Origin of the sequence: Micromonospora sp. NPDC049049, assembly GCF_040649115.1 — a bacterium.
Classification (GTDB): Bacteria; Actinomycetota; Actinomycetes; order Mycobacteriales; family Micromonosporaceae; genus Micromonospora.
In genome coordinates, this window is sequence record NZ_JBEZEX010000001.1 from 265,487 (window position 1) to 277,887 (window position 12,401).

Here is a 12,401-nt window from a genome sequence, read left to right on the forward strand (position 1 = left end):
GCATCGTGCTTGCACTCGGCAGGGGAGAGTGCTAAACAAGTCATTGGCACTCGCATACCGTGAGTGCCAACGGTCGGGACGGTGGGGCCAGGTTGTGCCGGTGTGGAGACACCGGGGCAGCACATGGCCGGTCGTCGCGGGCTATCCGGCCCGGCCGAAGGACGTCGTCGTCGCCAGGTGGCGACGTCCCTAGGTGCGCACACCAGGCGGCCCATCCGGGGCACACATCTCGGGTGGCCCGTGAGTGTCCAGGAGGACAACGCCGTATGGCCAAGATGATCGCTTTCGACGAAGAGGCTCGCCGCGGCCTCGAGCGGGGCATGAACCAGCTCGCCGACGCCGTAAAGGTGACCCTCGGCCCCAAGGGCCGCAACGTCGTGCTCGAGAAGAAGTGGGGTGCCCCCACCATCACCAACGATGGTGTGAGCATCGCCAAGGAGATCGAGCTCGAGGACCCGTACGAGAAGATCGGCGCTGAGCTGGTCAAGGAGGTCGCCAAGAAGACCGACGACGTTGCCGGCGACGGCACGACGACGGCGACCGTCCTGGCCCAGGCCCTGGTTCGCGAGGGCCTGCGCAACGTGGCCGCCGGCGCCAACCCGATGGCCCTGAAGCGGGGCATCGAGGCTGCTGTCGCGAGCGTCTCGGAGGAGCTGTCCAAGCTCGCCAAGGACGTCGAGACCAAGGAGCAGATCGCCTCCACCGCCTCCATCTCCGCTGGCGACAGCACCGTCGGCGAGATCATCGCCGAGGCGATGGACAAGGTCGGCAAGGAAGGCGTCATCACCGTCGAGGAGAGCAACACCTTCGGGCTGGAGCTGGAGCTCACCGAGGGTATGCGCTTCGACAAGGGCTACATCTCGGCCTACTTCATGACCGACCCGGAGCGTATGGAGGCCGTCTTCGACGACCCGTACATCCTGATCGCCAACAGCAAGATCTCGTCGGTGAAGGACCTGCTTCCGATCCTGGAGAAGGTCATGCAGTCGGGCAAGCCGCTGCTGATCATCGCCGAGGACCTGGAGGGCGAGGCCCTCGCCACCCTGGTGGTCAACAAGGTCCGTGGCACCTTCAAGTCGGTCGCCGTCAAGGCGCCGGGCTTCGGTGACCGCCGCAAGGCCATGCTGACCGACATCGCCATCCTCGCCGGTGGCCAGGTCATCAGCGAGGAGGTCGGCCTCAAGCTCGACGCCGCCAGCGTCGACATGCTGGGCCGCGCCCGCAAGGTCGTGGTGACCAAGGACGAGACCACCATCGTCGACGGTGCCGGTGACGCCGAGCAGATCCAGGGCCGGGTGAACCAGATCCGGGCCGAGATCGACAAGAGCGACTCCGACTACGACCGCGAGAAGCTGCAGGAGCGGCTGGCCAAGCTGGCCGGCGGCGTCGCGGTCATCAAGGTCGGCGCGGCCACCGAGGTCGAGCTCAAGGAGCGCAAGCACCGCATCGAGGACGCCGTTCGCAACGCGAAGGCGGCCGTCGAAGAGGGCATCGTCCCGGGTGGTGGCGTCGCGCTGGTGCAGGCCGGCAAGACCGCCTTCGACAAGCTCGACCTGGTCGGCGACGAGGCGACCGGTGCGAACATCGTCAAGGTCGCGCTGGACGCCCCGCTGCGGCAGATCGCCGTCAACGCCGGCCTTGAGGGCGGCGTCGTGGTGGAGAAGGTCCGTAACCTCGAAGCGGGTCACGGTCTGAACGCCGCCAACGGCGAGTACGTCGACCTGCTGGCCGCGGGCATCATCGACCCGGCCAAGGTGACGCGTTCGGCGCTGCAGAACGCCGCTTCCATCGCGGCGCTCTTCCTCACCACCGAGGCTGTTGTCGCGGACAAGCCGGAGAAGACCCCGGCTGCCCCGGCTGGCCCGGGTGGCGGGGACATGGACTTCTGAGTCCAGTTCCGACACCGAACGGGGCGGGCCGCTGACGCGGTCCGCCCCGTTCGTCGTCAGGTCGGCAGTGGGCGCTGGTTGCGCCGCTTCTGTGCCCGGTTGTACGGCGGGAGCAGCTGGATCGGCGCGTCCACCATCTCCTGCGACTCCTCGGCCGCCGGCGGCTCGCCGTCGGTGGTCATCTCGGCCAGTTGCTCGGCGTCGCCGTAGTCGAGCCTGTCGAACGGCAGTTGGCCCGGGAGTTCACCCACCGGCTTCCAGGTGATCGGCGGGCCGTCCTCGGTCTGGTTGTCATCCGTGGTCATGGCTGCCTCCTCTACCGAAACGGTAGGGGGCGTCGTTGGCCGATGCGGGCGAATGAATCCATGTCCTGTTTGCCCCGGTTATCCCCCGGACAGGGTCCGCCGGTACAGGAAGAAGACCCGCTCGATCCGCGCACCCGCGCTGCCCGAGTAGAACGGCACCGGTCCTACCCAGCCGATCTGTGCCCGGTCCAGCCCCGCCGACCGCTGGTCGCGCAGGCAGCGCCGCAACAGCACCCCACCGATGCCCGACCCCTCCGCTGCCGGTGCGGTGCCCATCGGCCCGAACCAACTCGGCCGGGACGACCCGTACGCGGCGAAGCCGAGCACCTCGCCGTCGCGCTCCGCCAGGTGGCAACCGGCGTCGGCGCGCCCCACCGACCCGGCCAGCTCGCCGTCCCACGTGCCGCCGAAGGTGGACCGGGCGAACGCGGTCAGCGCCGGAAGATCCGCCGGCTCCGCCCGGCGTACCGTGACGCCCTGGTCGGCCAGCCGCCGCTCCGTGGCCTCGGTGGACCGCAGTGCCGGCGACCCGTCGTACGACAGGTCCGCGGTCATGTTCCAGGCGGTCCGGTCCTGCTGGTAGCCGAGCGCGAGGGCGGCGCAGACCGCCGGCGTGTAGCGGACGTCGATCCCCGGCCACGCGTAGTACGGCGGGTTCCCGGCCAGCAGCACCTCGGTCGCCCCACGGTCGGCGAGCACCCGCTCGGCCCGCTGGAGCAGCGCCCGGCCGACGCCCCGACGCCGCTGATCCGCAAGGACCGCGACCAGGTCGACGTGCCCGATCCCCGGCTCGACCGACGACACCGAGCAGATCAGCACCCCCACCAGGTCCGCACCTCGGTACGCGCCCAGCCCGACCACGGGCCGGTCGGCGGCGGCGGCCCGGGTCCAGAGCACGTCCACTATGGAAGCCGCCTCGGCGGAGTCCTCGGGCAGGTCGAGCGCCTGCTGGCAGAGCTGCACGACGCTGGTGACCAGGTCGGCGGTCAGCTCGGTGACGGTGATCTCGGCGTCCATGGTCGCCGACCCTAGATCACCGGATGTCGAGCCGCACCCCACCCGTGGGGCGACGATCACCCCTGGGCGGCGCGAACGGCGGCGTAGGCGTCGACCTGGCCGGCGCCGGTGACGTTCGCCGGAGCGCCGCAGGCGTCGGAGGGACTGTCGGAGCGATAGGTGGGCGTCACCTCAGTGGCGGTGTCCCGCAGGATCTGCCGGGTCCGGGTCACGTCGCCGACCAGCGCCGGGTTCGCCGACCACATCAGGGCGACCACCCCGGCCACCTGCGGGGTCGCCATCGACGTGCCGTCCAGCTTGGCGTAGGTGCCGCCCGGCATGGCCGACACCACACCCACCCCCGGTGCCAGCACGTCCGGTTTACCCGAGCCGCCCGGCACCGGTCCGCGCGAGGAGAACTCGGCGACGCGCCGCTGGTCGTCCACCGCGCCCACTGTCAGCACGTCCGGGTAGGGGGCGGGCGGATCGTCGATCGACGCGCACCACGGGCCGGTGTTCCCGGCTGCGGCGACCACGAAGATCCCGGCGGCGTCGAGGGCGGCGGTGGCCGGCCGCAGAACGCGCTGGTCGCAACCCTCGATGGGCGGGCAGCCCCACGAGTTGGTCAGCACCTGCGGGGCGCGCTCCGGACGGCCGTCGGTGAACGGGTCGCCGCCGGCCGGGAAGGGCGCCAACATGAACTGGAGACAGTCCAGGTAGTGCGCGGGGCTGCCGAGGTTGCGGTCCAGGTTGACGCAGCCCACCCACTGCGCGTCCGGGGCCACCCCGATGCCGTCCCGCCCGACCGCGCTGCCCACCGTGTGGGTGCCGTGCCCGCCCTTGTCGGTCGGGCTCCGGGTGTCGTCCCACGGGTCGAACCAGGAGTCGTCCCCACCACGGAACCCGGCACGTAGCGCCGGATGGCCGCCGTCCACCCCCGAGTCGGAGCTGCCGACCACGATGCCCGCGCCGGTGACCCGGAGTTGGGACCACACCCGGTCGGCGCCGATCTGACGGATGTTCCACTCCGGGCCGGTCGGCTTGGGCAGGGTGCCCCGGCTCTGCCCGGCCGGGGCCGGCAACGGTCGCAGGCGCTGGCTGACCAGCACCCGTGCCACCTCCGGTCGGCGGGCGAGCCAGGCCCGCACCGCCGGGCCGCCGTCCACCTCGACCGCGTTGACCAGGTAGTACGACACCGGGTCGAGCCGCAGCCGGTTCAACCCCCGGAGCAGGTCGCCCTGGCTCTGCTCGGCGGTCGTCACCAGCCGCCGGTAGACCTCCGCCGCGCGGGCGTCCCGTCCGGCCCGGCCCGGCGCGGCGGCCGGGAGACCGCTCAGGTCGGCCTGCGTACGCAGCACCACGAACAGCCGCTCGCCGTACAGGCCCGGCTGGCCGGGGCCGAGGTCGACAGTCCCGAACGCCACCAGCAGCACCACGGCCGCCACCGCTGCCATCCGCCTGCTCGGGGTGCGTGCCGTCGGCCGGGCGAGCAGCACCGCGTACCCGATGGCGACCAGGACCGCGACGGCGAGCCCGACGCCGGCGGCGGCCGCCACCCAGAACGGGATGTCCCGGGTGCCGACCAGCAGCAGGCTGATCTCTTCCGGGTCGGTGAAGGCCAGCGGGCCGAGCGCGGCCAGGCCCACGAGCCAGCCGGTCGCCGCTCGGCCGGCGCGCACGGCCTCGGCCGGCTCGGCGGTGGGCCGCCGCGTCGCGGCCCAGAGCGCGGCCTCGGCCGGGTCGGCGGTGGGCTGCCGGGTCGCGGCCCGAGGCTCGGCCTCGGCCGGCTCGGCGGTGGGCCGCCAGGTCGCGGCCCAGAGCGCGGCCAGCGCGAAACCCACCGGCGGCACTGTCAGCAGCGCGGGTAACTGCGCGCCGGACTGCCCGGTCCCGGCCGCGAGCAGCAGCAACGCCACCCCGGCGACCAGACCGCCGACCAGCACCAGCCGAGCCGGCCGGGGTGGTCGCCCAACAGCGAACCGGGCCCAGAAGGGGGCGTCCAGCAGTGTCGCGGCGAGCACCCCGAGCGCGGCGGCCGCCACCAGCGCGAGAGCGGTCTCCAGGAGGCCACCGAGCGCACCAAGCCACGCCCACGGCAGCAGCAGCGCCAACCCGGCGGCCACCGCGAGCAGCGGCACCGGGCCGATACGGCGCACGCGCCGTCCGACCGACTCCGCGCCTCCGGTGGCCTCGGGCCGCGTGGCGTCGCCGTCTCTGGTGGCCTCGGGCCGCGTGGTGTCGCCGCCTCCGGTGGCCTCGGGCCGCGTGGTGTCGCCGCCTGCGGTGGCCTCGGGCCGCGTGGTGTCGCCGCCTCCGGTGGGTGCCGGGCCGCCGACCGAGCCAACCAGCCCGGGGTACGCCCATCGGCGCGCCGACCAGCGCACGGCGAGCGCGCTGAGCATTGCGGCGGCGGCCAGCGCGGCGAGGTACGCCTCGTGGTGCACCGGTGGCACGGCCCGCAGCAGTGTGAACACGCCGAGCGCGATCGCCCCGATCAACCAGGCCCGCCCGGTGGCCCGGACCGCGCCCGACCGGGGCAGGACTGCCAGCAGGAGGGCGGGCGTGCCGACCAGCACGACGGTGGCCAGGCCGAGCACCGGCCAGAGCCAGCCGAGCCGGTCCCGTCCGAAGCCCAGCAGCACCTGATCGGTGAGCCAGCCCCCGGTCTGGGTGCCAACGGTGACCGCAACCGTCCAGCAGCCGACCAGCACGGCCGCGACCACCGGCCACGGGGAACTGCGGTTGCTGGGACCCTGGTACGCAGGTTGACCTTGCATCCGAGAACCTTACGACTACGAGGAAGGGTTTCGACCCGACCGTCGGGTTCCGAGGCGTCGAGGAAGCGTGCAGATCTTGGACAGTTTCCGTCACGTGATGACGGAAACTGTCCAAGATCTGCGATGGGTCGGCCGGGATCGGGTGGCGGGACGTGTCGTGCGCTCCGGAGCAGGTAGGCGCGGTGCGGGGCGGGCGGCGAATGTCGACACGGTGGCTCGACGGTTACGGTGGACAGGTGCGCGACCCCAATGTCTCCCGATCCGTCGCCGGTCAGCTCTCACCGGTCCGCCGTGCGTCCGACCTGCGTCGACTGCGTGCCGAGCGCTTCGACGTGCTGGTCATCGGGGGCGGGGTGACCGGAGCCGGTGCCGCCCTGGACGCTGCGTCCCGTGGCCTGAAGGTGGCGCTGGTCGAGGCACGTGACCTTGCCGCCGGGACCTCCAGCCGGTCCAGCAAACTCATCCACGGTGGCCTGCGGTATCTGGAGCAGTTGGAGTTCCACCTGGTCCACGAGGCGCTCACCGAGCGCGGCCTGCTGGCCACGCGGCTCGCGCCGCACCTGGTACGCCCGGTGCCGATCATGGTGCCGCTGCCGGCCGGCCGGGGCCTGCGGGACCTGCCGGCCCGGGTCTTCCGGCGCTCGTACTACGGCGCCGGGGTGGCCGCGTACGACGCCTTCGCCGGGATTTTCGGCGGTGGTCGGGGGATGCCCCTGCACCGTCACCTGACTCGGGAAGGCGCCCGGCGCATCTTCCCGAGTCTGCGGGCCGACGCGCTGGCCGGGGCGATCCGCTACTACGACGGGCAGGTCGACGACGCCCGGCTGGTTGTCACACTGGCCCGCACCGCGGCCAGCCTCGGCGCCACAGTGGTGAGCAGTGCCCGCGCCGTCGGGCTGATCCGGCAGGCCCGCGAGGTGACCGGCGTCCGCGTCCGGGACCTGGAGGCGCCACCGGGCTCGCCGGACGCGGAGTTCGAGGTGCAGGCCCGCACCGTCATCGCCGCCACCGGTGTGTGGAGCGACGACATGTCCCGGATGCTGAACGACGTCGGCCTGCGACCCGGCATCCGGGTGCGCGCCTCCAAGGGGGTGCACCTGGTGGTGCCCCGCTCGGCGATCACCGGCGAGACGGGGCTCATCCTGCGTACGGCGAGTTCGGTGCTCTTCGTCATCCCGTGGGGCGGGCACTGGATCATCGGCACCACTGACACCGACTGGCGGCTGGACCGTTCCCACCCGGCCGCCTCGGCCCGCGACATCGACTATCTCCTCCAGCAGGTCAACACCGTGCTGGAACGGCCACTGACCACCGCCGACATCGAGGGGGTGTACGCCGGGCTGCGCCCGCTGCTGGCCGGCGAGGCCGACTCGACCTCGAAGCTCTCCCGGGAGCACGCGGTCTTCGAGCCGATGCTCGGGCTGCTGCTGGTCGCCGGCGGCAAGTACACGACGTACCGGGTGATGGCGTCCGACGTGGTCGACCGGGCCGCTCGTCGACTCGGTGGCGCTCGCTCGTCGCGCACCGCCGACCTGCCGCTGCTCGGCGCCGACGGCTACCCGGCCATGTGGCGGGACCGGGCCGACCTGGCCCGCCGGCACGGCGTGCCGGTGGGCGTGGTGGAGCACCTGCTGGAGCGGTACGGCACCCTCACCCTGGACCTGCTGGCGCTGGTCGACGCCGATCCTCTGCTGGCGTCCCCGCTGGCTGGTGCTCCGGAGTATCTGGCGGCCGAGGTCGCGTACGCGGCGCGGGCCGAGGGCGCGCTGCACCTGGAGGACGTGCTGACCCGGCGGACCCGCATCTCGTTCGAGACCAGCCACCGGGGGTTGGAGTCGGCGGAGCACACCGCTGAGTTGATGGGGGCGGTGCTCGGTTGGGACGCGGCCACCCGGGCGCGGGAGGTCGAGCACTACCGGGTTCGGGTGGAGGCGGAGCGGCAGTCCCAGTTGATGCCGGACGACGCGGCGGCGGACGCGGCCCGCCTCGGCGCTCCGGACGTCAGGGGTTACGCGGCCGACCGGGGCGACGACAACCAGGCGGAGCTGCGCTCGTCCGCTCGATGACGAATTGCGACGTTACCGATGGGTAACCATCGATACCGGCCCGGATGGTGGTTTCGGACGCTACCTACGGTGGGGTAGGTTTCCGCGCGTGCTAGCCCGCGCGCGCCCTCGTCTGCTCCTACCGTTGCTCGCCGTCGCGCTCGCCGGTGCCCTGACCGGGTGCTCCCTGTTCGACGGAGACAAGCCGAGCACCCCGGTGGCGCAGCCGACCCCCGGCACGGCGGGTGGCGGCTCGCAGCTGGAGATCCCCACCACCGTCGCCGCCGGTCAGGTCAGCCTGCTCCAGCGGCTCGGCGAGGACGGGCCGATGCGCACCCTGAGCGTCGAACGGAACGGCGGGTGGCAGTGCGTCGACTGCGCCGGCGACGGCGTGACCTCCCGGGGCACCCTCGCGCCGGAGCTGACCGAACGGCTTCAGGTGCTGCTCGCCAACCCGAAGCTGGCCGACGAGACCGATCAGGCCCGGCGGTACCGGACAACCTGCATCGACGCGCTGACGTCCAGCCTCATCACCTCGGCCGGGCTGATCACCTCGCAGGACTGCCCGGGCGAGGAGCTCACGCCGGTCGCCGGGGAGATCCTGCTGCTGCTCACCCAGGCGACCCCGGCCGAGGTCAAGGGCTGACCGCAGCCGCTCAGAGCACCTTGCCCGGGTTGAGCAAACCGGCCGGGTCGAGCGCCGACTTGATCGCCTGATGCACCCGGACACCGACCGGCCCGATCTCCCGGGCCAGCCAGTCCCGCTTGAGCAGCCCCACCCCGTGCTCACCGGTACACGTGCCGCCCAGGTCCAGGCCGAGCCGCATGATCTCGTCGAAGGCCCGCCGACCCCGCTCCACGCTCGCCGGGTCGGCCCGGTCGACAACGATGTTCGGGTGCATGTTGCCGTCCCCGGCGTGCCCCACCACGCCGATCGGCACCTCACACTCGGCCGCGATCCGGGCGACCCCGTCCAGGAGCGCGGCGAGCGCGCCGCGCGGCACCGCCACGTCGTCGATCACCAGACCACCGATGCCGCCCGGGTAGGCGTCCGCCGCGAACTTCTCCATGGCCGGGTGGGCCAGCCGGCGAGCCTGGAGCAGCGCCGCCGCCTCCACCGCGTCGGTGGCCGCGTAGACCTCGTCGGCGCCAACGGCCTCGCACACCTCCGCCAGCACGGCCAGGTCGTCCGCCGCCCGGGAGCCGGTGTCGGCGGCGGCCAGCAACAGGGCCTGCGCGTCGGTCCGCAACCCCATCGGTTGGTACGCCTCGATCGCCCGCAAATGGGTCTGGTCCAGCAACTCCAGCAGGCTGGGGGTGAGCCCGCGAGCCGCGATCTCGGCCACCGCCGCGCCGGCCGTGGCGGTGGATCCGAAGACCGCCACCAGGGTCAGTGAGTCGGCCGGGGCGGGGCGCAGCGCCACTGTCACCTCGGTGATCACGCCGAGGGTGCCCTCCGAACCGACGAACAGTCGGGTCAGGTCGTAGCCGGCCACCCCCTTGGCCGTACGCCGGCCGGTGCGCAGCACCTCACCGGAGGCGAGCACCACCTCCAGGCCGAGCACGTACTCGGTGGTCACTCCGTACTTCACACAGCACATGCCGCCGGCGTTGGTGGCCACGTTGCCACCGATCGTGGACGACTCCCAGGAGCCGGGGTCCGGCGGGTACCAGAGGCCCTGTTTCGCCACCGCCCCGGCCAGGGCCGCGTTGACCACCCCCGGTTGGACCACAGCGATCCGGCTCACCGGGTCGATCTCCCGGATCTCGGTCATCGCGACGGTGCTGAGCACCACCGCGCCGTCCACCGCGTTCGCCGCGCCGGCCAGCCCGGTCCGTGCGCCCTGCGGCACCACAGGTACGCCGTGCCGCGCCGCCGCCTGGATCACGGCGACCACCTGCTCGGTGTCGCGCGGGCGGGTCACCACCAGCGGGACGCCGGCGGCGCACAGGTCGGCCTCATCCCGCTGATGCAGGCGCAGCAGGTCCGGGTCCGTGAGCACGGCGTCGTCACCGAGCGCGGCGCGCAGGTCGTCGAGGAGCGCGGTGGGGGCCATGCAGCCGAGGTTAGGGCGGTCCCAGGCGATCATCAACATGATCGACTGGTCGGGTTAACGTGGCACCATGCTCTACCTGGACCGGCCGGCCTGGCCGTGGCGCGGTCGGCTCTGGTCGCACCTGATCAGCGACGTCTCGTACGCCGAGCTGCACGCCTTCGCCGAGGCGCTCGGCGCGCCCCGACGCGGCTTCGACCGGGACCACTACGACATCCCCGCGGACCGGTTCGCGGCGGCGGTGTGGCTCGGTGCCCAGGTGGTGCCGAGCCGGGAGCTGGTCCGGTTGCTCCGCGCCGCCGACCTGCGTCGGCCGAAGCACCTGGTCAACCCGCGTTCTCCGGTGCCCCGGTGAGGGTGGCCAGCTCGCGGCGCACATTGTCCCGGGCCGGCTCTTCCCACCGGCTCGCCAGCGGTGGCGACCGGAACAGCGCGGGCAGCGACAGCAGGCCGGTCAGCACGGCGGCCCGCCCAGCCCGGAAGGCCGGCTCCGGCACGTGGGCGTACTCCCGGCGGATCGCCGCCGCGTAACGCTCGTAGCTGGCCGGCGGCGCGGCCAGCACGGCCAGGTCCGCATCGCACAGCAATGCCCCGTCCCGGTCGCCCGGCGCTACCGTGTGCCCGGCGGTGAGCAGCACCAGCCGGCGCACCTCGGCCACCGTGGGCGCCGGCACCCCGAGCCCGGTGAGCACGCTCTCGGCCAGCGCGGCGCTGTCCCGTTCGTTGGCGTCGCCGTCGGCCCGGGGGTCGTACACCGCGTCGTGGAACCAGGCCGCCAGCCGGACCGCATCGGCCTGGGCGGCCAGGTCGGCGTGCTGGTCCACCACATCGAGCACCGCCGTCAGGTGGGCCACCGTGTGGTAGTGCCGGTGCGGCTCCCGCCAGCGGGCGATCAACTGCTCGCCGGCCCTGGTGGTCTCCGGCTCGTGCCTCGCGCCGGCACCCCGGGCCGCCGCGCGCCACCGGTCCAACAGATCAACCACCGCCCGAGTCTGCCGCATCCGCCCGCGACGCGCGGGTAGGGAGGGTTCAGCGGGGCCACCACGGGTAGTCGCGCCCATGGCCGTGGCCCGGGACAAGCGACAGCCGATGGTGCGACGTACCGCGCTGCGCGACGGTTTGGTGGACATCGACGGCGCACGGATCGCCGAGGCCACCGAGCAACTGCGCCACCGCAGCCGGGCTACCCTGCACGATCGGCTGCACCGGGTACGGATGGCCGGCGGACTCGCGGTGCAGGCCGGGCTCGCCGCCGGGCTCGCGTACCTGATCTCGCACAAGGTGCTCGGCAACCCGCAACCGGTCTTCGCCCCGATCTCCGCGGTCGGCACCCTGGCCGCGTCGGTCGGTCAGCGGTTCCGCCGGACGGTGGAGCTGATCGTCGGGGTGGGGGTTGGGGTTTTCGTCGGCGACCTCCTGATCTACCTGCTCGGCACCGGGGCGTGGCAGCTCGGCCTGGTGGTCACCGTGGCGATCCTGCTCACCATCTTCGCCGGAGCGAGCGTGGCCATCGTCATCCAGGCGGCGGCCACGGCGGTGCTGATCGTGACGCTGAGCCCGTCGACCCAGAACCTGGAGATCCCCCGCTTCGTCGACGCGTTCCTCGGCGGTGGGATCGCGCTGCTGGTCACGGCGTTGCTGCTGCCACTGAACCCACTCCGGGTGATCAACCGGGCGGCCCGTCCCGCCCTGGACCTGCTCGCCGCCCAGCTCGACGCCACCGCCGACGGGCTGCGCAACCGGGACCGCGCCACCATCCAGGCAGCACTGGAGAGGCTGCGCAACAACAAGGAGGAGCTGGCCACGCTGGGCGAGGCGATCGAGGGGGCGAAGGAGACCGCCACCCTCTCCCCGGCCCGCTGGCACCGCCGCGACGAACTGACCCACTACGCCGAGGCGGCCGACCCGATCGACCGGGCGATGCGCAACAGCGGCACCCTGATCCGCCGATCCGTCACGCTGGTCGAGGACGACGAACCGGTACCCGATCCGATGCCGGACGCGATCGGTCACCTCGCCGAGTCGGTCCGGCTGCTCAAGCACGAGTTCGCCGCCGGTGAGGAGCCGGAGGAGGCCCGGGAGCGGTCGCTGCGGGCGGTCAGCGAGTCCGGCCGGGCGTACGGCGCCGGGGTGGGGTTCTCCGGCAGCGTGGTGATCGCCCAGATCCGGACGACAGCGAGCGACCTGCTGGTCGCCTCCGGCATCGAGCAGGAGGAGGCGAACCGGTGGATCCGCACCGCCTTCGGGGAGCAGGAGCGCCCGGTCGGTGAGCCAGCCGAGCCCGGCGAGACGCCGAAGCCACCCACCGCCCCGCCGGTCGGCTGAGCGGAAACGA

The 12,401-nt window shown here is 72.9% G+C and carries 10 protein-coding genes; 5 read left to right on the forward strand and 5 right to left on the reverse strand.

Annotation, left to right across the window (positions count from 1 at the left end):
* Positions 1-266: 266 nt before the first annotated feature.
* Positions 267-1,889 (forward strand): chaperonin GroEL, encoded by a 1,623-nt coding sequence (gene groL, locus AB0B68_RS01230; protein ID WP_074314936.1) that lies wholly within the window; start codon positions 267-269, stop codon positions 1,887-1,889.
* 56 nt (positions 1,890-1,945) lie between these two features.
* On the opposite strand, the gene AB0B68_RS01235 is transcribed toward groL, so the two are convergent.
* From AB0B68_RS01235 to AB0B68_RS01245, 3 genes are all read right to left on the reverse strand, one after another.
* The gene (locus AB0B68_RS01235; protein WP_357257325.1) at positions 1,946-2,194 is read right to left on the reverse strand and encodes a hypothetical protein; all 249 of its coding nucleotides are present in this window, start codon (positions 2,192-2,194) and stop codon (positions 1,946-1,948) included.
* Between the two features lie 78 nt (positions 2,195-2,272).
* On the reverse strand, positions 2,273-3,211 hold the full coding sequence (locus AB0B68_RS01240) for a GNAT family N-acetyltransferase (protein ID WP_357194015.1): 939 nt from the start codon (positions 3,209-3,211) through the stop codon (positions 2,273-2,275).
* A 56-nt stretch (positions 3,212-3,267) separates the two neighbouring features.
* Positions 3,268-5,967, reverse strand: a complete 2,700-nt coding sequence (locus tag AB0B68_RS01245; protein WP_357257327.1) for a S8 family serine peptidase — start codon at positions 5,965-5,967, stop codon at positions 3,268-3,270.
* A 200-nt stretch (positions 5,968-6,167) separates the two neighbouring features.
* On the opposite strand from AB0B68_RS01245, the gene AB0B68_RS01250 reads away from it, so the two are divergent.
* On the forward strand, positions 6,168-8,033 hold the full coding sequence (locus AB0B68_RS01250; RefSeq protein ID WP_357257329.1) for a glycerol-3-phosphate dehydrogenase/oxidase: 1,866 nt from the start codon (positions 6,168-6,170) through the stop codon (positions 8,031-8,033).
* A gap of 88 nt (positions 8,034-8,121) precedes the next feature.
* Positions 8,122-8,658, forward strand: coding sequence for a hypothetical protein (locus tag AB0B68_RS01255; protein ID WP_357194024.1), 537 nt, complete (start codon positions 8,122-8,124; stop codon positions 8,656-8,658).
* 10 nt (positions 8,659-8,668) lie between these two features.
* On the opposite strand, the gene AB0B68_RS01260 is transcribed toward AB0B68_RS01255, so the two are convergent.
* Complete coding sequence (locus AB0B68_RS01260; RefSeq protein ID WP_357194027.1) at positions 8,669-10,069, reverse strand: FAD-linked oxidase C-terminal domain-containing protein; 1,401 nt, start codon at positions 10,067-10,069, stop codon at positions 8,669-8,671.
* A 67-nt stretch (positions 10,070-10,136) separates the two neighbouring features.
* Between AB0B68_RS01260 and AB0B68_RS01265 the strand changes: the two genes are divergently transcribed.
* Positions 10,137-10,421 (forward strand): DUF4031 domain-containing protein, encoded by a 285-nt coding sequence (locus tag AB0B68_RS01265; protein WP_357194030.1) that lies wholly within the window; start codon positions 10,137-10,139, stop codon positions 10,419-10,421.
* Here AB0B68_RS01265 and AB0B68_RS01270 read toward each other — a convergent pair.
* On the reverse strand, positions 10,393-11,049 hold the full coding sequence (locus AB0B68_RS01270; RefSeq protein WP_357194033.1) for a metal-dependent phosphohydrolase: 657 nt from the start codon (positions 11,047-11,049) through the stop codon (positions 10,393-10,395). The two genes, AB0B68_RS01265 and AB0B68_RS01270, sit on opposite strands and share 29 nt — an antisense overlap.
* Before the next feature lie 106 nt (positions 11,050-11,155).
* Between AB0B68_RS01270 and AB0B68_RS01275 the strand changes: the two genes are divergently transcribed.
* Positions 11,156-12,391, forward strand: a complete 1,236-nt coding sequence (locus AB0B68_RS01275) for an FUSC family protein (protein ID WP_357194036.1) — start codon at positions 11,156-11,158, stop codon at positions 12,389-12,391.
* Positions 12,392-12,401 lie beyond the last annotated feature (10 nt).

Bases quoted from the DNA above. Each gene is read 5' to 3' on its own strand.
- AB0B68_RS01250 (WP_357257329.1), top strand. From the start codon at position 6,168: ATGTCGACACGGTGGCTCGACGGTTACGGTGGACAGGTGCGCGACCCC.
- AB0B68_RS01260 (WP_357194027.1), bottom strand. From the start codon at position 10,069: ATGGCCCCCACCGCGCTCCTCGACGACCTGCGCGCCGCGCTCGGTGAC.
- AB0B68_RS01265 (WP_357194030.1), top strand. From the start codon at position 10,137: ATGCTCTACCTGGACCGGCCGGCCTGGCCGTGGCGCGGTCGGCTCTGG.
- AB0B68_RS01235 (WP_357257325.1), bottom strand. From the start codon at position 2,194: ATGACCACGGATGACAACCAGACCGAGGACGGCCCGCCGATCACCTGG.
- AB0B68_RS01275 (WP_357194036.1), top strand. From the start codon at position 11,156: ATGGTGCGACGTACCGCGCTGCGCGACGGTTTGGTGGACATCGACGGC.
- AB0B68_RS01240 (WP_357194015.1), bottom strand. From the start codon at position 3,211: ATGGACGCCGAGATCACCGTCACCGAGCTGACCGCCGACCTGGTCACC.
- groL (WP_074314936.1), top strand. From the start codon at position 267: ATGGCCAAGATGATCGCTTTCGACGAAGAGGCTCGCCGCGGCCTCGAG.
- AB0B68_RS01245 (WP_357257327.1), bottom strand. From the start codon at position 5,967: ATGCAAGGTCAACCTGCGTACCAGGGTCCCAGCAACCGCAGTTCCCCG.